The following is a 20544-nucleotide window of genomic DNA, read 5'->3' on the forward strand; positions in this document are numbered from 1 at the left end:
TCGCTCCATGGACCGGACGCGGCTGGAGGCGGCGGGCTGGGTGATGCCGACGTCCCGGGCGGCCCGCCCGAGGCTGCCGTGCCGGGCGACGGCGAACAGCAGTTGCAGCGCCCCGAGATCAGGGACCCGGTGGGAGAGGGGGATGTGGGGTGCGTGTGCGTCGTCGCCGGCCATAAAGCCAGCTTATGACCTCATAGGGACGGGGTCCCTGGTGGGCGGGGGCCCGGCCGCGAAGAATCGTGGCATGGCCATCTTTCCGGGGACCCGGACCGCCGTTCCGTCGCCTCCCGCCGCGCTTTCACCCCCTCCGGTGGAGGGGTCCGGCGGCGGGGCGCGGCTGCCGTCCCTGCGGCACATCGGCCCGAACTGGTACGCGAGCGTCATGGGCACCGCGATCGTCGCGAGCGCCGGCGCGATGCTTCCGGGGGACGTGCCCGGGCTGCGCGCCGCGTGCACCGTCGTGTGGGCGCTGTCGGCCCTGCTGCTCCTGGCCGTCCTCACCGCTCGGGCCGGGCACTGGCTCTGCCACCGCGACCAGGCCCGCGTCCACCTGTTGGACCCGGCCGTCGCCCCGTTCTACGGCTGTCTGTCGATGGCGCTGCTGGCCGTCGGCGGCGCCACCCTGACGGTGGGCCGGGACGTGGTGGGCGTACAGGCGGCGCTCGCGGTGGACGTGGTGCTGTTCGTGGCGGGTACGGCGATCGGTCTGGTGGCCGCCGTCGTGGTGCCGTATCTGATGGTCGTACGCCACCGTCCCGCACCCGGGACCGCGTCGCCGGTCTGGCTGCTGCCGCTGGTCGCCCCGATGGTGTCGGCCTCGCAGGGCGCGCTGCTGGTACCCCATGTCTCCGCCGGGCAGGGGCGCGAGGCGCTGCTGCTGGCCTGCTACGCGATGTTCGGCCTGTCGCTGCTGGCCACGCTGGTGGTGCTGCCGCTGATCTTCTCCCGGCTGGTCCACCACGGTCCGCTGCCGCTGGCGCTGACCCCGACGCTGTTTCTGGTGCTGGGGCCGCTCGGACAGTCGGCGACCGCCGTCAACCAGCTGGCCGACGCCGCCCCGGGCGCGGTCGGGGCCCCCTACGCCTCCGCGTTCGGCGCGTTCGCCGTGCTGTACGGGGTGCCGGTGATGGGCTTCGCGCTGCTGTGGCTGGCCCTGGCGACCGCGATGGTGGTGCGGGCCGCCCGGAACGGCATGGGCTTCGCGATGACGTGGTGGGCGTTCACCTTCCCCGTCGGTACGTGTGTGACAGGCGCGGCCGGTCTGGCGCGGCACACCGGGCTCGACGCCCTGACCTGGCTGGCGGTGGCGCTGTACGTGGCCCTGGTCGCGGCGTGGGCGGCGGCCGGGACGCGGACGGTGCTGGGGGTGCTCAGCGGAGCGCTGACGGCAGCGCCCGTGCCGCCTCGGCCAGCGACGGCCCGTACCACGTGAGCAGCCGCCCGTCGACGAGTGCGGCGGGCAGGGCGGGGAAGGCCTCGGGCCCGTCGTCGGCGGTGAAGCGGTAGGGCTCGTCGGGCAGCACGATCAGCTCGGCCCCGGAGGCGTTCAGCTCGTCGGGCGGGATGCGCGGGTAGCGCTCGGCATGGTCGGCGTACACGTTGCGGATGCCGAGGCGGGCGAGGAGGTCGCCGGCGAAGGTGTCGTGGCCCAGCACCATCCAGGGCCTGCGCCAGATGGGTACGGCGGCGGGGCGCGGGCTCCCGGAGGGCACGGGCAGCGCGGCCCAGGCGGCCTCGGCCGTATCCAGCCAGCGGGGCCGGGTGAGCCCGCAGCCGTCGACAAGGACGCGGTGCAGTTCGGCGAAGGCCTGATCCAGGGTGCGGACCTCGGTGACCAGGACGTCGAGCCCGGCCGCCCGGAGCGCGTCGAGGTCGGGGGCCCGGTTCTCCTCCTCGTTGGCGATCACGAGGTCGGGGGCGAGGGCGGCGATCGCGGCCACGTCCGGGTTCTTCGTGCCGCCGATGCGGGCGGCGGTGAGATCCGCGGGGTGTGTGCACCAGTCGGTGACGCCGATGAGCAGCCCGGGTGCGGTGCGGGCGACCGCCTCGGTGAGCGAGGGGACCAGGGAGACGACGCGCACGGACGGACCTTTCGCGGCGGAAACGGGTGGCGGGGCGGGATCGCCCCCGTACGCCGTCCGTACGGACGGCGTACGGCTCAGCGACGCGAGTCGAACGTGGCGTCGATGTGCTCGGCCACCGCGACGACCAGCAGTCGGGTGCCGGGCACGGTGGCGCGCCAGCGGTGGCGGACCCCGCCGGAGAGGAACAGGGTGTCGCCGTGCTCCAGGCGGTGGACCTGGCCCTCGGCCTCGACGTCGACGGCGCCCTCGACGACGTACATCAGTTCGTCGTTGCGGTGCTGGAACTCGCGCCCCAGGTCCGGTTCGCCGGTGAACTCCAGGGCGCTGAGCTGATGCCGGCCGCGCACCAGGCGGCGTACGCCCTCGCCCTCCTCGGCCCGGACGACGTCGACGGCGCGCGCGGAGTCGGCGGCGGCCCGCAGGCGCCCGGTGGTGGTCTCCAGTGCTTCGGCGACCCGGTCGAGGGAGCGGGCGCTGGGGCGGGCGCGCTCGTTCTCGATCTGGCTGAGGAAGGGTACGGACAGGCCGCTGCGCGAGGCGACCGCGGCCAGCGTGAGTCCCAGGGTTCTGCGCCGTCGGCGGACGGCGGCGCCCACTCGCGGTGTGTCCTTGTCGTCCATGTCCCGGCTCCCTCCCGCCTCCGCCATCCTCCCGGTTGCCAGCACCTTACGCACATGGTTGCGCACGACGTCCGGTAAACGCCCCCGGGCAGCCGGAAGGGGTGGCCCCGCCCGAAGGCGGGAGCCACCCCTTTCGACCTGCTGCTTTCGTGCCCGTGGGCCCTACTGGGGCGCCATGGTGTCCGCGATGCCCGGGTTGTCGTCCATCCAGGCCTTCACGGCTTCCTCCTCGTGACCCGCGCCGCGCTTCTGGATCTCGTTCTCCAGGCCGCCGAGCTGCTTCTCGGTGAGCTTGAAGTCCTTGAACCACTTCGTCAGCCGCGGGTACTGCTTCGGGAACTCCTTGGAGGCGATGGTGTGCAGCCGGTCGCCCTCACCGAACGCCTTCTTCGGGTCCTTCAGTTTGGTCATGCCGTACTCGTTGTACGCCCAGTGCGGGGTCCACAGCAGGACCGCGATGGGCTCCTTCTTGGCGTACGCGCGCTTCAGCTCGGCCAGCATGCCGGGCGTGGAGGAGTCGAGGACCTTGTACTCCTTGTCCAGGCCGTAACTCGGCAGGACGTTCTTCTTGAGGTTCTCCATGGTGGCGGTGCCGGGCTCGATGCCGACGATCCGGCCCTTGAAGTCGGAGCCCTTGCCCAAGAGGTCGTCGAGGGTCTTGACGTCCTTGACGTAGTCGGGGACGGCCACCTCGATGGAGGTCGGCCCGTACCAGGAGCCGATGTCGGTCAGCTTGTCGCCGTACTTGTCCCAGTAGTTCTTCTGGGTGTACGGCAGCCAGCCGTCGAACTGCACGTCGATCTGGCCGCGCGACATGGCGGCGTACATCGGGCCGACCTCGAACTGCTTCAGGTTGATCTTGTAGCCGCGCTCCTCCAGGACCGCCTTCCACAGATACGTGGCGGCGATGTCCTCCTCCCAGGGGAACCAGGCGACCTCGACGGCGCGGTCGCGCTCGTCCTTGCCGCCGTCGGCCTGGGCGTCCTTCGGAACCGGGGACCACTTGTCGGCGACGCCCGGGTTGTCCTTCAGCCAGGTGCGGACGGCCTCCTGCTCCTTGCCGGAGCCGGACTTCTGGATCTCGGCCTCAAGACTGGTGAGCTGGTCCTCGCTCATCTTGAAGTTCTTGATCCACGTGGCGACCACCGGGTTCTCGGCGGAGAAGCCCTTGCGCGCCAGGGTGTGGACGCCGTCGCCCTCACCCCAGAGCTTCTTGGGGTCCTTGAGCTTGGTGAGGTCGTACTCGTTGTACGCCCAGTGCGGCGACCAGAGCGGAACGACGATCGGTTCCTTCTTGGCGTACGCGCGCTTCAGCTCGGCCAGCATGGACGGCGTGGAGCCGTCGATGAGCTTGTACTCCTTGTCCAGGCCGTAGCCCGGCAGCAGCTTGTCCTTGAGCAGGCCCATCTCGCCGGCGCTCGGCTCGATGCCGACGATCCGGCCCTTGAACTCGGACGCCCGGCCCTTCAGGTCGTCCATGGTCCGGACGTCCTTCATGTACGCGGGGACGGCCAGCTCCAGCGAGGTCGGGGCGTACCACGCGCCGAGGTCCTCCAGGCGGTCCTTGTACTTCGCCCAGTAGCTGGCGTGGGTGACCGGCAGCCAGGAGTCGGTCTGGAAGTCGATCTGCCCGTTGGCCATACCGGTGTACAGCGCGCCGGCCTCGTACTGCTTGACGTCGACCTCGAAGCCGCGCCGCTCCAGCATCTCCTTCCAGAGGAAGGTGGAGGCGATGCCCTCGTCCCACGGGATGTAGCCGATGCTGACCTTCTTGCCGTCGCCGATCCTCGCGGCCTTGCCGGCGGTCTCGTCCTTGGAACCACCGAACATGCTCATGCCGCCCGCGACGAGCGCGAGGACGACGATGCCGACGGCCGCGACGCGGGGCTGCGGGCGGTAGGTCCAGATCTTCCAGCCCTCGGCCATGGCCTGGGCCTTGGCGACCGCGCGGCGGCCCAGCGGGGAGACCTCGGTGCCCAGCGCACCGGTCATCCGGTCCAGGTACATGGCGAGGATGACGATGGAGATGCCCGCCTCGAAACCGAGGCCGACGTCGACGTTGCCGATGGCCCGGTAGACGGAGCCGCCGAGGCCGCCGCCGCCGACCATGCCCGCGATGACGACCATGGACAGGCCGAGCATGATGACCTGGTTGATTCCGGCCATGATCGTGGGCAGGGCGAGCGGCAGCTGGACGCGCAGCAGGGTGTTGCGCGAGGTGGTGCCGAAGGCCTCGGCCGCCTCGACGAGTTCGCCGTCGACCTGGCGGATGCCGAGTTCGGTCATCCGGACGCCCGGGGGCAGCGCGAAGATGATGGTGGCGATGATGCCGGGGACCACGCCGACGCCGAAGAAGATGACGCCGGGGATCAGGTAGACCATGGCGGGCATGGTCTGCATGAAGTCCAGGACCGGCCGGGTGATCGCGCTGACCGTCCTGGACCGGGAGGCCCAGATGCCCAGGGGCACGGCGATGACCAGGGTGACGAGTGTCGCGACGAGCACCAGGGTGAGGGTGTCCATCGCTTCGTCCCACAGTTCGACGGAGTCGATGAGGGCGAACCCGACGAAGGTGAGCAGTGCCGCGGGCGGGCCGCGCAGCCACCAGGCGATGATGGCGACGATGCCCGCGAAGAGCAGTGGTGCGGGGGTGGACAGGACGGCGGCTATGCCGTCGAACATGCCGCTGACGATGGAGCTGATGGCGTCGAAGAGCCAGGCGAGGTGGGTCTGCAGCCAGTCGACCGCGGAGTCGACCCATTCGCCGAGGGGGAGCCTAAACACCGGCCACCTTCTTCAGGTCGGCCGCTGCCGCGGGTTCGGTGTCGCGGGGGGCCTCGGCCGGAGTCATCGGCTCGCCGAGGACGGCGAGCAGCCGGGAGCTGGGGACGACGCCGACGAGCCTGCCCTTGGCGTCGGTCACGGCGACCGGGTTCGAGCTCTGCGAGCAGGGCGTGAACAGATCGATGATCGGCGTGGACTCCAGGACCGTGGCGGGGGCCGCGGCCAGCACGTCCTGCGGGCTGCGCAGTTCCGTGCCGTCCGCCGCCCTGGCGCCCATCACGGTGTGCGCCTCGGCCATGATCGCGCCCGCGGTGAGCACCCGGGAGCGGTCGACGTCCTGGGTGAAGGAGGCGACGTAGTCGTTGGCCGGGGTGACGAGGATGTCCTCGGCGGTGCCGAGCTGGACGATCTCCCCGTCGCGCATCACGGCGATCCGGTCGCCCAGGCGCATGGCCTCGTTGAGGTCGTGGGTGATGAAGACGATGGTCTTCTTCAGGCGCTTCTGGAGCTCCAGCAGCTGGTCCTGCATGTCACGGCGGATCAGCGGGTCGAGCGCGCTGAAGGACTCGTCCATGAGCAGCAGATCGGCGTCGGTGGCCAGCGCGCGGGCGAGGCCCACGCGCTGCTGCATACCGCCGGACAGCTCGTCGGGCCAGGACTTCTCCCAGCCTTCGAGGCCGGTCAGCCGCAGCGCCTCGGCGGCGCGCACCTCGCGCGCCTCACGCGCCACGCCCTGGACCTCCAGGCCGTACGCGGCGTTCTCCAGGACGCTCCGGTGAGGGAAGAGCGCGAAGTGCTGGAACACCATGCTGATCTTGGTGGAGCGGACGTGCCGCAGGTCGCGGGGGCTCAGGGCGGTCAGGTCCTGGCCGTCGAAGAGCACCCGGCCCGCGGTGGGGTCGAGCAGACCGTTGAGCATCCGCAACAGGGTGGACTTGCCCGAGCCGGACAACCCCATGACGACGAAGATCTGGCCCGGCTCCACGGTGAACGAGGCGTCGATCACCGCTGCGGTCGTTCCCTCGGCGCGCAACTCGTCGCGGTCGGAGCCGCTTTCGAGCTTCCGCACTGCTTCATCGGGTCGTCTGCCGAAGACTTTGTACAGGTGTTCGGCTTGCAGCCTGGACACATACACCTCACGCGTTGAACCGAAAAACGGTCTGCCACCCCCTCCGGCAGACCGTGGAGCGGTGCGGGTTCTGTCCGCGTGGCACATGCACTAGTTGAAAATGCGACGTGGTTCGCTCCGATGGCGCGCCTGCCCTCGCTTACCCAGACCAAACACAACAGTGACCCAGGTCACCGACCTGCGACGGAACGGCAGTAAGCGGTTACCCGGAGCGACTGTCGGCACGGTGGGGCATCATCGGGTCTGTGACGCGACGCCTGATGCTCCTCGACACCGCTTCCCTCTACTTCCGCGCCTACTTCGGCGTGCCCGATTCGGTGCGCGCGCCGGACGGTACGCCCGTGAACGCCGTGCGCGGCCTCCTCGACTTCATCGGCCGCCTGGTACAGGACCACCGGCCGGACGACCTGGTCGCCTGCTGGGACAACGACTGGCGTCCGCAGTGGCGGGTCGACCTGATCCCGACGTACAAGGCACACCGGGTCGCCGAGGAGACCCCCGCCGGGCAGAGCGACGAGGAGGAGATCCCCGACACGCTGTCCCCGCAGGTCCCGATCATCGAGGACGTGCTGGCGGCGCTCGGCATCGCCCGGGTCGGCGTCACCCCGTACGAGGCGGACGACGTCATCGGCACCCTCACGGGGCGGGCGACGGGACCGGTGGACATCGTCACCGGCGACCGCGATCTGTACCAGCTGGTCGACGACGCCCGCCAGGTGCGCGTGCTCTACCCGCTCAAGGGTGTCGGCACCCTCCAGATGACCGACGAGGCCTGGCTGCGCGAGAAGTACGGCGTGGACGGCGCGGGCTACGTCGATCTGGCGCTGCTCCGCGGCGACCCGAGCGACGGGCTCCCGGGCGTCCCCGGCATCGGCGAGAAGACGGCGGCGAAGCTGCTGGACGCGTACGGCGATCTCGACGGGATCATGGCGGCGGTGGACGACCCGAAGGCGAAGCTGACCCCTTCGCAGCGCAAGCGGCTGGACGAGTCGCGCGCCTATGTGGCCGTCGCGCCGAAGGTGGTCCGGGTGGCCGGGGACGTCCCCCTGCCCGACTTCGACCCGGCGCTGCCCCGCGAGCCGCGCGACCCGGCCGCCCTGGAGGCGCTGGCGGAGCAGTGGGGGCTGGGCGGAGCGCTTCAGCGGCTGCTGACCACCCTTCAGCACTGAGGTGTTAACTTAGGCATACCTAAGCTCAAGTTTTCGAACCAGGGAGTACCTCGTGGCAGAGCGGCCGGCCCGTCAGGGGCCCACGGCTCAAGGGGCGCAGGTCGTGCGCACCGAGCAGATCACCCCGCACATGGTGCGCGTGGTCCTCGGCGGCGAAGGGCTCGCGGACTTCACCCTCTCCGGCTTCACCGACCACTACATCAAGCTGTGCTTCGCGCCCGAGGGCGCGGACTACGCGCACCCCTTCGACATGGCCACGATCCGGGAGCGCTACCCACGCGACCTGTGGCCCACCACCCGTACGTACACGGTGCGCTCGTGGGACCCGGTCGCCCGGGAGATGGCCGTCGACTTCGTCGTGCACGGCGACGCGGGCCTCGCCGGGCCGTGGGCGCAGCGCGCCCGGGTGGGCGAGCAGGTGACCTTCCTCGGACCCGGCGGCGGTTACGGTCCCGAGGCGTCGGCGGACTGGCACCTGCTGGTCGGCGACGAGAGCGCACTGCCGGCGATCGCGGCGGCGCTGGAGCAGATGCCGTCGGGTGCGTCGGTGCACGCCTTCGTGGAGGTGTCGGACGCCGCCGAGGAGCAGAAGATCGTGACGCCCGACGGGGTGTCCGTGACCTGGCTGCACCGCGGTGACCGGCCCGTCGGCGAACTGCTGACCGCCGCCGTGAAGGGGCTGGACTTCCCGGAGGGCGAGATCCAGGCCTTCGTGCACGGGGAGGCGGGCTTCGTGAAGGAGATCCGCCGGTATCTGCGCGTGGAGCGGCAGATCCCGCTGGCACGGCTGTCGATCTCGGGCTACTGGCGTCTCGGCCAGAACGACGACGCCTGGCGCGCCGTCAAGCGCGAATGGAACGAGCAGGTGGAGCGTGAGCAGGAGAGCGGCACGACCGCTCCGTAGTACCCGCCACGATGCCGGCCACCCTCTGGGCCACCCGCCCGTCCCAATGCCGGCCACCCTCCGAACCACCCGCCGGCTCCGCCCCGGGTGGCCCGGCCGAGCAGACCACCGGACCCCGTCCGCCGCGCCCGCGGCGGACGGGGTCCGCGCGTCGGGGGTGCGGCGGACGGGGTCCGGTGCGACCCCGGGCCGGGACCACCACGCCCGCCCACCGGGTCGCACAACGGACCGCCCACCGGACCGCCCACGGAGTTCGGCCCGTCGGGTCCGCCCCCGGCCTCAGGCGCCCGGAGGGCCCGCCTCCGCACCGCCACCGCCCGCCTCCGCATCACCGCCACAAGCCCCGGCGCCACGCGTTCCGCCCCCGCTCTCCTCCTCGGCGTGGGAGCCCTCCGGCTCGACCGGCCCCGAGAGGTCCAGCGGGGACTCGAAGCGCCGGAAGGACACGTCGATGTGCGCCAGCCTCCGCAGCGCGCCGAACATCGCCTCGCCGAGGACGGTCCCCACGACGACGGTCTCGACCAGGTCCTCGCGGGCCACCCGCCGCTGCACGTAGTCGAGGTCGGCGCGGGCGACCGGCTCGGCGGCATCCGCGTAGACGTCCAGCAGGTCGACATACCCGCCGTGCCCGGCCCTGCGCAGCGCACACAGCACACCCGCCAGCGATTCGGCGGCGGAGCCCCGCTCGTCCACCTCCCAGCCTCGGCGCCGCACCAGTGCGGCCACCTCCTCGCGCGCGTCCTCCAGTTCGGGCCCCGCCTCCTCCTCGCCGGTCGGCGTGACACCGTCCGCCGCGGCACCGAGCACCTTGTGCACCGGCTGTTCGGGGTCGTCCATGGCCTCCAGGACCTCACCGATACCGGCGAGTGAGAGGCCGCCGACGTCCAGCAGCGCCCGGATCAGGCGCAGTCGGCGCTCGTGTCCGGGGCCGTAGTGGGCCTGGTTCGGTCTGGTCAGCTCCCCTGCGGGCAGGAGTCCTTCCCGTAGGTAGTACTTGATCGTCGGCACCGGGACCCCGGATCTGCGACTCAACTCACCGATGCGCACCGCGTATTCGCCCTTTCACCCTTGCCAGAAACCGTGCTCATCATAGATAGTCCCTCTATCGGATAGCGGACAGTGCGGCTATCCATATTGATCGCATCATCGTAGGGGGTCTCTCATGTCGTCGTGGCGTTCCTGGCATCGCCCATTAGTCGTCTTCTCCGCCGCGATGGCCGTTATGGCCCTCGTTTCCGCCGTGGGCCTCGTGGTCGACGACCGGGTCCTGGTGGGCGCGCCGATCTGGGCGAAGCCGTTCAAGTTCGCCGTGTCCTTCGTCGCGTACTGCATGACCCTGGCCTGGATGCTGACGCACCTCACCCGGGGACGGCGGACCGGCCGGTGGGCGGGACATCTCGTCGTGCTGACGGGTCTGGCCGAGATGGTGATCATCACGGTGCAGGTGGTCCGCGGGAAGCGCAGCCACTTCAACACCGCCACCCCCCTCGACTCGGCGCTGTGGAACGCGATGGGGATGACCATCGTCGTCCTGTGGGCGGCCACCCTGGTGATAGCCGTCCTGCTGCTGCGCACCCCCATCGCCGACCGGGCGACAACCCTGGCCGTCCGGGGCGGCCTGGTGATCGCGATGGCCGGCGCGGCCCTCGGCTTCCTGATGACGGGGCCGAGCGAGAGCCAGCGGGCCGCCGGGAACCTCGACACCGCCGATGTGATCGGCGCGCACTCCGTGGGGGTGCCGGACGGCGGCCCGGACATGCCCCTGACCGGCTGGTCGACGACCGGCGGCGATCTGCGGGCCCCCCACTTCGTCGGCATGCACGCCCTCCAGTTGCTGCCGCTCCTGCTGATCGCCCTGGTGCTCCTCGCCCCCCGTCTCGCCCCGCTGCGCGACGCCGGGGTGCGGCTGCGTCTCGTACGGGTCGCCACCGGCGGCTATGCGGCGCTCGTCGCGCTCATCACCTGGCAGGCGCTCCGGGGCCAGTCCCTGATCCACCCGGACGGGGCCACGCTGGCCGCAGCCGGAGTCCTCCTCGCGGCGGTGGCGTCCGGAACCTGGATCGCGCTGCGCCCGGCCGCTTCCGGCCGCCCGTCCCGCACCGCCGACGACAAGGAGCCCGTGGCATGACCGGCACACTCTTCGTGATCACGTTCTATCTGGCCGCCCCCTTCTGGCTGCTGATGATCTTCGCCCCCACCTGGTCCGGCACCGCCCGCGTCGCCGCCTCGCCGCTGACCGTGCTGCCCGTGCTCGCCGTCTACGTCGTCATGGCCGTGCCCGTCTTCCCGGAGCTCTGGACGGCGGTGAGCAGTCCGGACATCGACACCTTCCGTGATCTGACGGCGCTGGCCGGCGGAGCGACGGCCATGTGGGCGCAGGTGATCGCCTGGGACCTGCTGCTCGGGCAGTGGATGTACCTCCAGAGCCGCAAGCTGGGGCTGTCGCCGCTGCTGATGGGGCCGCTGCTGGTCCTGACGATCCTGCTGTCGCCGTTCGGGCTGGTGATCTTCCTCGCCGTCCGCGCCGTCCGCCTGCGACGACGCGAAACGCTCACCGGCTGAGCCGCGTCCTTCCGGGGCCGGGTCTGGAAAGATCGCGGGCATCCGACCAATCCGCACGGTCCTCGGCTCCGAATCACTGCCGGAAGCGACGATCGTCCCGGGAGGAAACCCGCGTGAAGGAAGCCGTACACATCAGTGGGGTGCCCTCGCCCGGTCCCGATCTCCAGGAACTCCTGGTGCGGGTCTCGCGGGGCGATCAGGCCGCGTTCGCCGCTGTGTACGACGCGGTGAGCGGGCCCGTGCTCGGGCTGGTGCGCAGTGTGCTCCGCGATCCGGCCCAGTCGGAGGAGGTGGCGCAGGAGGTACTGGTGGAGGTGTGGCGGACCGCACCCCGTTTCCAGGCCTCCCGGGGCAGTGCGATGAACTGGGTGCTGACCCTGGCCCACCACCGGGCCGTCGACCGGGTCCGCTCGGCCGAGGCCGCCGCCGCCCGGGAGCACAAGGCGGCGCTGCTGGACCGGACGCCCGCCTTCGACGAGGTGTCCGAACAGGTCGAGACCCGGCTGGAGAGAGAACAGGTACGGCGCTGTATGCGCACCCTGTCCGAGCTGCAACGGGAGTCGGTGACCCTGGCCTACTACCGGGGCCTGACCTACCGCGAGGTCTCCGAGCTGCTCGCCGTGCCGCTGGGCACCATCAAGACACGACTCCGCGACGGCCTCATCCGCCTTCGCGACTGCCTGGGGGTGAGCACATGAGCGCGGCCGAACTGCACACGCTGACCGGGGCCTACGCACTGCATGCGCTGCCGGAGAGCGAACGGCAGGCGTTCGAACGGCATCTGGAGGACTGCGAGGCCTGCACCCAGGAGGTGCGGGAGCTGTCGGCCACCGCCGCCCGGCTCGGCCTCGCCGTCTCCGAGACCCCTCCGCGCGACCTGCGCGACCGGGTGCTGCGGGAGATCACGACCGTACGCCAGGAGGCTCCGGCGCCCGGCAGGCGGGCGCGGACCGGCGGGGGCGCGCGCACCGGCCGGGGTTACGCCTACGCGCTCGCCGCCTGCGTCGCCGCGGCCGGCGCGTTCGGCGGGGTAGCGGTCTGGCAGAACCAGGTGGCGCGGGACGCCCGGCAGGAGGCGAACCAGGCGCAGCGGCAGAACGAGCAGTTGGCCCAGGTGCTCTCCGCCCCGGACGCGAAGACCACGTCGAGTGAGCTGGCAGGCGGCGCGCACGGCGCGGTCGTCGTCTCGCAGAGCCAGAACCGTGCGGTGTTCCTGGCATCCGGGATGGAACGGCCGCCGAGCGGCAAGGTCTACCAGCTCTGGTTCAACGACGAGGGCACGATGCGCTCGGCCGGTCTGATGGACCCGAAGGCGAGCGACGACGCCGTCCTGCTGAACGGGCCCGTGGACCGGGCGTCCGGGATGGGCATCACCGTCGAACCCGCCAAAGGCTCCGACGAACCGACCTCGTCCCCGGTGGCGCTGATGGACTTCCCGACTGTCTGACCACTCACCCACGAACCATGCGAGGAGCGCCCGTTCCATGAGTGTCGCGGTGGTGCTGTTCACCTCCGATCTGAGGCTGCACGACAACCCGGTGCTGTGTGCCGCCCTGCGGGACGCGGACGACGTCGTCCCGCTGTTCGTCCGGGACGACGCCGTCCACCGCGCCGGGTTCGACGCGCCCAACCGGTTGGCGTTCCTCGCCGACTGTCTGGCCGCCCTGGACGCCGGGCTCCGGCACCGGGGCGGTCGGCTGATCGTCCGCCGGGGCGGGACGGCCGCCGAGGTGCGGCGGGTGTGCGAGGAGACCGGGGCCGCCTCGGTGCACATCGCCGCCGGGGTCAGCCGGTACGCGGCGCGGCGCGAGGAACGGATCCGGGAGGCCCTCGCGGGCACCGGCCGTGAGCTGCGCGTCCATGACGCGGTGGTCACCGCGCTCGCTCCGGGCCAGGTGGTCCCGACGGGCGGCAAGGACCACTTCGCGGTGTTCACCCCGTACTTCCGCCGTTGGGAGGCGGAGGGAGTACGGGGCACACTGACCGCTCCCCGCACAGTGCGGGTGCCGGACGGTGTGGCGAGCGACCCGCTCCCGGACCGGGACGCCGTCGAGCACCTCTCCCCCGCTCTCGCCCGGGGCGGCGAGGACGTGGGCCGCAAGCTGGTGACGTCCTGGCTGAACGGGCCGATGGCCGGCTACGTGGACGGCCACGACGACCTGGCCGGGGACGCGACGTCCCGGCTCTCCCCCCATCTGCACTTCGGTACGGTCTCCGCCGCCGAACTGGTGCGCCGCGCCCAGGAGAAGGGCGGGCCCGGCGGTGAGGCGTTCGTGCGGCAACTGGCCTGGCGCGACTTCCACCACCAGGTCCTCGCGGCCCGCCCCGACGCCTCCTGGTCCGACTACCGGCCGCGCCGGGACCGCTGGCGCTCCGACGAGGACGAGATCGACGCCTGGAAGTCCGGGCGGACGGGCTACCCGCTGGTGGACGCGGCGATGCGGCAGCTCACGCACGAGGGCTGGATGCACAACCGGGGCCGGATGCTGGCCGCGAGCTTCCTGGCCAAGACGCTGTACGTGGACTGGCGGGTGGGCGCCCGGCACTTCCTGGACCTGCTGGTCGACGGCGACGTGGCGAACAACCAGCTCAACTGGCAGTGGGTGGCGGGCACCGGCACGGACACCCGGCCCAACCGGGTGCTCAACCCGGTGATCCAGGGCAAGCGCTTCGATCCGCGCGGTGACTACGTACGGCGCTGGGTTCCGGAGCTGGCCGAGCTGGAGGGGTCCGCGATCCACGAGCCCTGGAAGCTTCAGGGCCTGGACCGCGCGGGCCTGGACTACCCGGACCCGGTGGTGGAGCTGGCCGAGGCACGGACCCGCTTCGAACGCGCCCGAGGCCTGGACTGACCGTACGACGACTCGACACGAAAGGGGCCCGTACCGCGGACGCGGGACGGGCCCCTTTCGCCTGACGTCATGCCCGGCGCGGCGGCCGGGGAAGGAAGCCGCTGGTCCGCGCCACGTACGCGTCGAACCCGGGCCGGTCGGCCATATGACGTTCCAGCAGGGCCGCGCCGCTGCCCCTGGTCAGCAGGAAGCTCATCACCAGCGGGGCGACGACGGTGGCGGCAGCGGCGGCGGGGGCCTGGCAGACGAGGAGGAAGAGGCCCCACCAGACGCAGAAGTCACCGAAGTAGTTCGGGTGGCGGGTCCAGGACCACAGGCCCCGGTCCATGATCTTCCCCCGGTTGGCGGGGTCGGCCTTGAAGCGGGCGAGCTGCGCGTCGCCGATCGCCTCGAAGGCGAGACCGGCCGCCCACAGGACGGTCCCCGCCCAGGCCCACCAGGCGAGCGGCGCGATGAGGTATTGCGCGGCCTGCACCGGGAGCGAGACCAGCCAGACCAGCGCGCCCTGGAGCAGATACACCTTGCGCAGGGCGTAGAGGTTCGGGTTGCCGGGAGCCTTGGCCAGCATCTTCGCGTAGCGCGGGTCCTCCCCGTGGCCCCGGCCGCGCCGGCCGATGTGGATCGCGAGGCGCAGCCCCCAGATCACGGTCAGCGCGGTGACCAGGAGCCGGCGGCCGTCGTCTCCTACGCCCGCCGACAGGGCGTAGGAGACCAGGGCGACGGCGGCGAACCCGATGCCCCAGGCGATGTCGACGACCCGGTGCACACCCTTCTTGAGGGCGACGGCGAAGGTGACGAGCATGACCCCGAGGGCGGCGACGGCCGCGCCCGCGAGCCCGTTCGCGAACGCGGCCCAGGCGAAGCCGCTCACCGGTCCGCTCCCGGGTCCCCCGGTGCGTACCAGTCGCGCCGGGTGGCGGGCATCGCGGCGGAGCCGACCGGGTCGGGCCTGACGGACAGGATCTGGTCGACGCCCATCCGGCGTTCCTCGAAAGCGAGCGCGCCACCGACGAGGTAGAGCCGCCACACCCGCGCGGTCTCCTCTCCCACCAGTGCGACGAACTCCGCCCAGCGCTCTTCCAGGGTGCGCCGCCAGGCCTCCACCGTCCACACGTAGTGCTCGCGCAGCGATTCGACGTCACGCACCTCCAGCCCGGCCCCCTCCAGCAGGGCGACGGTCTCGCCGAGCGGCCGCATGTGCATGTCGGGGGCGATGTACGACTCGATGAACGCGCCGCCGCCCGGCGCGCTCGTCCCCCGGGACATCTGCTGGACCAGGGCCCGGCCCTTCGGCCGCAGCGCGTCGTGCAGGATCGCGGTGAACGCCGGGTACTCGGCGTCCCCGACGTGCTCGCCCATCTCGATGGTGGACACGGCGTCGTACGCGCCCCGGGTCTCCGGCCGCGCCGCGATGTCCCGGTAGTCGATGTTCAGCACCTCGACACGATCATCGAGGCCGCGTGCGGTGACCTGCTCCCGTACGTGCGCGGCCTGTTCGGCGGCGAGGGTGACGGCGGTGACGTGGACGCCGTGGCGCTCGGCCGCATACAGGGTCAGCGAACCCCAGCCGCAGCCGATGTCCAGCAGCCGCGCACCGGGCCGCAGTCCGAGCTTTCGGCAGATCAGCTCCAGCTTGTCGCGCTGCGCGTCGCCCGCTCCGTAGCCGGGCGCCCCGCTGGTCCAGTAGCCGCAGGAGTACGCCATCGTCTCGTCGAGGAGCAGCGCGTAGAAGGCGTTGGACAGGTCGTAGTGGTGGCTGATCGCCGCCCGGTCCCGGGCCTTGCTGTGCAGGGTGCCGCGCAGTCCGGCGCGGGCGGCGGGGACCGGCGGCCGGGGGCCGACCGCGCCGAGACGCAGGGCGAGGCCCGCCGCCCTGACCCGGTCCGCGATGGCGGGTGCGGGCGGGGTGAGGCCGCGGTCGCGCGCGGCTCGGCGCATGGCGCGCAGCCCGTCGCCGAGGTCGGCGTCGAGGTCGATGTCGCCGGTGATGTAGGCCTCGGCGAGACCGAGTTCGCCCGGCTCCCACAGGAGGCGGCGCAGCGCTCTGCGGGTCCGTACATGGACGGTGGGAGCATCCCGGGGTCCGGTCTCGCTGCCGTCCCACATCCGTACCCGGACCGGTGGCGGGCCGCCGAGGAACCGCTCGATCAGCGGTTCGACGCGCTGGGCTGCCCCGGTCCCGGTGCGCCGGGCGGGGGGCTTGGCTGCGGTCGTGGTCACGCGGTCTCCTCGCGGGTCAGAAGCAGTTGCTGTACATCGAGATAGCCGGAGCGGAAGCCCGCTTCGGAGTAGGCGAGGTAGAAGGTCCACATCCGGCGGAAGACGGCGTCGAAGCCGAGGGCGTCGACCTCGGCCGCCCGGTCGGTGAACCTTTCCCGCCAGAGCCGGAGCGTCTCGGCGTAGTGCGCGCCGAAGCGGATGCGCTGCGTGGTGCGCAGGCGGGTGTGGCCGGTGGTGATCCGCTCCACGGCTTCGGTGGAGGGCAGGAGTCCGCCGGGGAAGATGTACTTCTGGATCCAGGTGTACGTGGAGCGGCTGGCGCGCAGCCGGTCGTCGGGCATGGTGATGGCCTGGAGGGCGATCCGGCCGCCGGGGGCGAGCAGCCGGTCCAGGGTCTCGAAGTAGACCGGCCAGAACTCCTCGCCGACCGCCTCGACCATCTCGACGCTGACGATCGCGTCGTAGTCGCCGGTGACCTGGCGGTAGTCGCTCAGCCGCACCTCGACACGGTCCGCGTAGCCCGCCCCGCTGATCCGGGCACGGGCCAGTTCGCGCTGTTCGCAGGAGAGGGTGACGGTGATGACCCGGGCGCCGCGGGCGGCCGCGCGGACGGCGAGTTCGCCCCAGCCGGTGCCGATCTCCAGGAGCCGGGTGCCCTCCGTGACCCCGGCGGCGTCCAGCAGCCGGTCGATCTTGCGGTGCTGGGCGGCCGGCAGCAGGTCGTGTTCGGCGGGGAAGCCGCGGAAGACGGCGGAGGAGTAGGAGAGCGTCTCGTCGAGGAAGAGGGCGAACAGTTCGTTGGACAGGTCGTAGTGGTGGCTGATGTTGTCCCGGGAGCCTTCGGGGGTATTCATCTGCGCGGTGGGCCTGCGCAGCGCCCAGATGCCGCGCAGGCGTTGCAGCGACCGGGGGACGAGGTCGGCCGCGTGGTCGGCCAGCACGGTCAGCACGCCGACCAGGTCGGGCGCGTCCCACTCCCCCGCCATGTAGGACTCGCCGAAGCCGATGAGTCCGCTCGCGCCGATCCGCCGGAAGAAGGCGTCGGGGTCGCGGATGTCCATGAGCGGCCCGCCGAGGCCGATGTCCTCCCTCCCCGCGAGCCGGGCACGCAGGGGGAGACGGCCGAGCGCGTGGCGGACGATCCGCTCGGCGACGGCGGTCCGGGTGCGGGAGGCCCGGGGCAGCGCGATGATGTCGGGCCAGCGTTCCGGATCGGTCCCGGGGGTGTGCTCCGCCGGCAGCGCGGAGGTGGGCGCGGTCACTGCATGCCTTCCTGTGGTCGGTGCGGGGGGCGGGGTTGCACGGGGAGCCCGCGCAGGTAGAGCCGGATGCCGTGCAGGCGGATCGCGGCGGAGACGAGGACGGTGGAGAGGGGGTGGCGCAGGGCGAGCCGCACCAGCTCCCGGGGGCCGGCGGGCCGGCGGCTGCCCCGTACGGTCGCGGTGAACGGACGGGCCCCGTCGCGCTCCAGATGGATACTCAGGTCGAGCCGGGGCCCTGGCTCGGGCAGCCGCATCCGGTAGCCGCCGTCCACGGGGAAGAACGGCGAGACGTAGAACTCCTTGTCGGCTGCGGCCTGGTCGTTCCCGTCGGGGCGCAGGAGGTAGCCGTGCCGTCCGCCGTACGTGTTGTGCACCTCGGCGACGACGCAGAGGGGGCTGCCGTCGGCACGGTGGCACCAGTAGACGGTGATCGGGTTGAAGACGTATCCGAACACCCGGGCCTGGGTGAGCATGGTGACGGTTCCGTCGCCGAGTTCGACATCCCGGGCCCGCAGGAAGCGCTCCAGACCGGCCCGGATGGTGGGGGCGGTGCCCCCGAAGTGATCGCGGGGGTCGAACCGGGCCAGCGGTCGCACGAGGCGTGGCAGCCGGGGCGGCCGGTCGGGGTCGATGAGCCACAGATACGTACGGTGCCGGAACGCGTACGTCATCGGCCGGTTACGCACGTGCGTGATGGTGCACGGATAGAGGGCGTTCACCACCTCACCCCCAGGGCCGCCGCGGCCTCGACCCCCGAACGGCAGCCGTCCTCGTGGAACCCCCAGCCGTGGTACGCCCCCGCGTAGGCGGTGACCGGACCGGACAGTATGTGCAGCCGGTCCTGGGCGGCGACGGACTCCGGGGTGTAGACGGGGTGCTCGTAGACCATGCGGGCGCGTACGGAGGCGGGGTCGACGCGGTCGGAGCCGTTCAGCGTGACCACGAAGGTCTCGGGCGTGTCGAGCCGCTGGAGCCGGTTCATGTCGTAGCTGACGGTGACGCGGTCCGCGTCGGCGGCGCACGAGGGCATCAGGTAGTTCCAGGAGGCCCTGGCCCCCCGGGAGCGCGGCAGGAGCGTGGTGTCCGTGTGCAGCAGGGTCGGGTTGCGGGAGTACCGGAACGCGCCGAGCGTGCCGTGCTCGGCGTCGGTCGGGTCGGTGAGGAGCCGCAGCGCCTGGTCGGGGTGGGTGGCGATGACGACGGAGTCGTACGGGGTTCTCGTGCCGTCCTCGGTGGTGACCTCGACGCCGTCCGGGTGCCGGGTGATGGCGCGCACCGGGGTCGAGGTGCGCACGGCGGTGAGCCGCTTGACGAGGAGGTCGACGTAAGCGCGCGAGCCGCCGGTGACGGTACGCCAGACCGGGGAGCCGCCGACGGCGAGCATCCCGTGGTGGTCGAGGAAACGGAAGAGATAGCGGGCCGGGTAGCGCAGGGCGGTGACCGGGTCGCAGGACCAGACGGCGGAGACCGTGGGAGTGAGGAAGTGGGCGTGGAAGTAGGGCGAGAAGCGCCCTCGCCGGGCGAACTCCCCCAGCGTCATCCCGCTCGTGTCGCCCGTACCGCTCTGAGGCAGTTCAAGAAGGGCCCGCGCCGCACGGTGGAAACGTGGCACCTCGGCGAGCATCCGCAGATAGGGGCCGCGCACGGCCGAGCGCGGCTGCGCGAAGAGCCCGGCCGGGCCGCGCGCCCCGGCGTATTCGAGGCCGCATCCCTCACACCGTACGGACATCGACATCTCGGACTCCTGTGTGGTGACACCCAGTTCGTCGAAGAGCCGCAGCAGGTGGGGGTAGGTCCGCCGGTTGTGCACGATGAACCCGGAGTCGACGTGGTGCACGCGGCCGTCGGACGCGCCCAGGTCGTGCGTGTGGGCGTGGCCCCCGACGCGGTCCTCCGCCTCGTACAGCGTCACCTCGTGGGCGTCCCGGAGAACATGGGCGGCGGTCAGTCCCGCCACTCCGGATCCGACCACGGCCGTCCGCCGTCGTTCCCCTGCCATTTCGGCTCCCTCCGGTCCTTCCGCACTGGTCGGAGCGCTGCTGGAGTGCTCCTCCACCCTCCATTCGTGGCCGATGGGCGCCTGGATTGGTCGGTCATCGGATCTACTCCGAACAAGTGAACAAGGGCCCGGGACCAATCCGCCGCCCGACCGGCGCCGAACCCCTTGTGTGAGAGCAGAGCGGAACGACGCGCGGACGGCCGGGGCACTTCCGCCCGGGCCGTCCCGCCCAGCGCCTGCCCCACTTCCGCTATCTCTTCTTCTTTCTCTCTCCGCACAAGACCTTCGACCCAGGAGAAACGCCATGAACACGCTCCTCTTCCGCCGCGCAGCCGTCGCCGTGTCCGCAGCGGTCGTGCTGCCGCTGGCACTGACCGCCTGCTCGTCGGACGACTCCTCCAAGGACTCGGCGGCAGGCTCGGCTCCCAGCGCGTCCACGCCGGCGAGCCCCTCGGCCGACGATTCGGCGACCATGGACGAGCCGTTCGGCCCGGCCTGTTCGTCGGTGCCGAAGGAAGGTGCGGGCTCGTTCAGCGGCATGGCGAAGGACCCGGTCGCCACGGCAGCCTCGAACAACGAGGAGCTGTCGACGCTGGTGGCCGCCGTGAAGCAGGCAGGCCTGGTCGACACGCTCAACAACGCGGAGAACATCACGGTTTTCGCCCCGACCAACGACGCCTTCGCCAAGATCCCGAAGGCCGACCTGGACGCACTCCTGGCGAACAAGGCCGAGCTCACCAAGGTCCTCACGTACCACGTGGTGGGCGAGAAACTGACGCCGCAGCAGCTGGAGAAGGGGTCCTTCGACACGCTGGAGAAGAGCAGGCTGACCACGGCCGGCTCGGGCGTCGAGTACACCGTGAACGACTCCTCGAAGGTCGTCTGCGGCAACGTCCCGACCGCCAACGCGACGGTCTACATCGTCGACACGGTCCTGATGCCCCCGAAGTAACCCCCAC

The 20544-nt window shown here is 71.6% G+C and carries 20 protein-coding genes; 9 read left to right on the forward strand and 11 right to left on the reverse strand.

Annotated elements, in window-relative coordinates; translation table 11 throughout:
- On the reverse strand, positions 1 to 174 hold a 174-nt coding region (locus ACZ60Q_RS34735), incomplete at its 3' end, for a helix-turn-helix domain-containing protein (RefSeq protein ID WP_469641594.1).
- 70 nt (positions 175 to 244) lie between these two features.
- Here ACZ60Q_RS34735 and ACZ60Q_RS34740 point away from each other — a divergent pair.
- Complete coding sequence (locus tag ACZ60Q_RS34740) at positions 245 to 1432, forward strand: TDT family transporter (RefSeq protein WP_469641556.1); 1188 nt, start codon at positions 245 to 247, stop codon at positions 1430 to 1432.
- Here ACZ60Q_RS34740 and ACZ60Q_RS34745 read toward each other — a convergent pair.
- The 4 genes from ACZ60Q_RS34745 to ACZ60Q_RS34760 form a co-directional block, all read right to left on the reverse strand.
- Positions 1371 to 2081 (reverse strand): helical backbone metal receptor, encoded by a 711-nt coding sequence (locus ACZ60Q_RS34745; RefSeq protein ID WP_469641557.1) that lies wholly within the window; start codon positions 2079 to 2081, stop codon positions 1371 to 1373. The two genes, ACZ60Q_RS34740 and ACZ60Q_RS34745, sit on opposite strands and share 62 nt — an antisense overlap.
- A 77-nt stretch (positions 2082 to 2158) precedes the next feature.
- Positions 2159 to 2704 (reverse strand): helix-turn-helix domain-containing protein, encoded by a 546-nt coding sequence (locus ACZ60Q_RS34750; protein ID WP_469641558.1) that lies wholly within the window; start codon positions 2702 to 2704, stop codon positions 2159 to 2161.
- A gap of 162 nt (positions 2705 to 2866) precedes the next feature.
- Positions 2867 to 5488, reverse strand: a complete 2622-nt coding sequence (locus ACZ60Q_RS34755) for an ABC transporter permease/substrate binding protein (protein ID WP_469641559.1) — start codon at positions 5486 to 5488, stop codon at positions 2867 to 2869.
- Positions 5481 to 6557: a quaternary amine ABC transporter ATP-binding protein gene (locus ACZ60Q_RS34760; RefSeq protein WP_469641560.1), complete on the reverse strand. Its 1077-nt coding sequence runs from the start codon at positions 6555 to 6557 to the stop codon at positions 5481 to 5483. Before ACZ60Q_RS34760 ends, ACZ60Q_RS34755 begins: the two co-directional genes overlap by 8 nt.
- 320 nt (positions 6558 to 6877) lie before the next feature.
- Here ACZ60Q_RS34760 and ACZ60Q_RS34765 point away from each other — a divergent pair, with 320 nt between their 5' ends.
- Positions 6878 to 7786, forward strand: coding sequence for a 5'-3' exonuclease (locus ACZ60Q_RS34765; protein ID WP_469641595.1), 909 nt, complete (start codon positions 6878 to 6880; stop codon positions 7784 to 7786).
- Positions 7787 to 7838: 52 nt separating this feature from the next.
- Positions 7839 to 8690 (forward strand): siderophore-interacting protein, encoded by an 852-nt coding sequence (locus tag ACZ60Q_RS34770; RefSeq protein ID WP_469641561.1) that lies wholly within the window; start codon positions 7839 to 7841, stop codon positions 8688 to 8690.
- A 279-nt stretch (positions 8691 to 8969) separates the two neighbouring features.
- Here the strand turns inward: ACZ60Q_RS34770 and ACZ60Q_RS34775 are convergent, their stop codons facing one another.
- Positions 8970 to 9698 carry a MerR family transcriptional regulator gene (locus ACZ60Q_RS34775; RefSeq protein ID WP_469641562.1) on the reverse strand — a complete coding sequence of 243 codons (729 nt, stop codon included), beginning with the start codon at positions 9696 to 9698 and terminating at the stop codon, positions 8970 to 8972.
- A 205-nt stretch (positions 9699 to 9903) separates the two neighbouring features.
- Here ACZ60Q_RS34775 and ACZ60Q_RS34780 point away from each other — a divergent pair, with 205 nt between their 5' ends.
- From ACZ60Q_RS34780 to ACZ60Q_RS34800, 5 genes are all read left to right on the forward strand, one after another.
- Positions 9904 to 10818 carry a hypothetical protein gene (locus ACZ60Q_RS34780; protein ID WP_469641596.1) on the forward strand — a complete coding sequence of 305 codons (915 nt, stop codon included), beginning with the start codon at positions 9904 to 9906 and terminating at the stop codon, positions 10816 to 10818.
- Complete coding sequence (locus ACZ60Q_RS34785; RefSeq protein ID WP_469641563.1) at positions 10815 to 11252, forward strand: ABA4-like family protein; 438 nt, start codon at positions 10815 to 10817, stop codon at positions 11250 to 11252. The genes ACZ60Q_RS34780 and ACZ60Q_RS34785 overlap by 4 nt, the downstream gene beginning before the upstream one ends.
- A 113-nt stretch (positions 11253 to 11365) precedes the next feature.
- The gene (locus ACZ60Q_RS34790) at positions 11366 to 11950 is read left to right on the forward strand and encodes a sigma-70 family RNA polymerase sigma factor (protein WP_469641564.1); all 585 of its coding nucleotides are present in this window, start codon (positions 11366 to 11368) and stop codon (positions 11948 to 11950) included.
- A complete protein-coding gene (locus ACZ60Q_RS34795) occupies positions 11947 to 12699 on the forward strand; it encodes an anti-sigma factor (RefSeq protein ID WP_469641565.1) in 753 nt (250 codons plus the stop codon). Before ACZ60Q_RS34790 ends, ACZ60Q_RS34795 begins: the two co-directional genes overlap by 4 nt.
- A gap of 37 nt (positions 12700 to 12736) precedes the next feature.
- Positions 12737 to 14104, forward strand: coding sequence for a cryptochrome/photolyase family protein (locus ACZ60Q_RS34800; RefSeq protein WP_469641566.1), 1368 nt, complete (start codon positions 12737 to 12739; stop codon positions 14102 to 14104).
- 67 nt (positions 14105 to 14171) lie between these two features.
- Here ACZ60Q_RS34800 and ACZ60Q_RS34805 read toward each other — a convergent pair whose 3' ends face one another.
- Genes ACZ60Q_RS34805 through ACZ60Q_RS34825 form a run of 5 tightly spaced genes read right to left on the reverse strand, consistent with a single transcriptional unit; the run spans position 14172 to position 19585 of the window.
- Positions 14172 to 14975: a DUF1295 domain-containing protein gene (locus tag ACZ60Q_RS34805; RefSeq protein ID WP_469641567.1), complete on the reverse strand. Its 804-nt coding sequence runs from the start codon at positions 14973 to 14975 to the stop codon at positions 14172 to 14174.
- Entirely contained in the window at positions 14972 to 16324 is a 1353-nt protein-coding gene (locus tag ACZ60Q_RS34810; RefSeq protein ID WP_469641568.1) for a class I SAM-dependent methyltransferase, read from the reverse strand. Before ACZ60Q_RS34810 ends, ACZ60Q_RS34805 begins: the two co-directional genes overlap by 4 nt.
- On the reverse strand, positions 16321 to 17586 hold the full coding sequence (locus ACZ60Q_RS34815) for a class I SAM-dependent methyltransferase (RefSeq protein ID WP_469641569.1): 1266 nt from the start codon (positions 17584 to 17586) through the stop codon (positions 16321 to 16323). Before ACZ60Q_RS34815 ends, ACZ60Q_RS34810 begins: the two co-directional genes overlap by 4 nt.
- Positions 17583 to 18305: a DUF1365 domain-containing protein gene (locus ACZ60Q_RS34820; RefSeq protein ID WP_469641570.1), complete on the reverse strand. Its 723-nt coding sequence runs from the start codon at positions 18303 to 18305 to the stop codon at positions 17583 to 17585. Before ACZ60Q_RS34820 ends, ACZ60Q_RS34815 begins: the two co-directional genes overlap by 4 nt.
- Positions 18302 to 19585 (reverse strand): NAD(P)/FAD-dependent oxidoreductase, encoded by a 1284-nt coding sequence (locus ACZ60Q_RS34825; protein WP_469641571.1) that lies wholly within the window; start codon positions 19583 to 19585, stop codon positions 18302 to 18304. Before ACZ60Q_RS34825 ends, ACZ60Q_RS34820 begins: the two co-directional genes overlap by 4 nt.
- A gap of 304 nt (positions 19586 to 19889) precedes the next feature.
- Here ACZ60Q_RS34825 and ACZ60Q_RS34830 point away from each other — a divergent pair, with 304 nt between their 5' ends.
- Positions 19890 to 20537 carry a fasciclin domain-containing protein gene (locus tag ACZ60Q_RS34830; protein WP_469641572.1) on the forward strand — a complete coding sequence of 216 codons (648 nt, stop codon included), beginning with the start codon at positions 19890 to 19892 and terminating at the stop codon, positions 20535 to 20537.
- Positions 20538 to 20544: the final 7 nt, after the last annotated feature.

It is taken from the genome of Streptomyces sp. NPDC104313 (genome assembly GCF_055583985.1).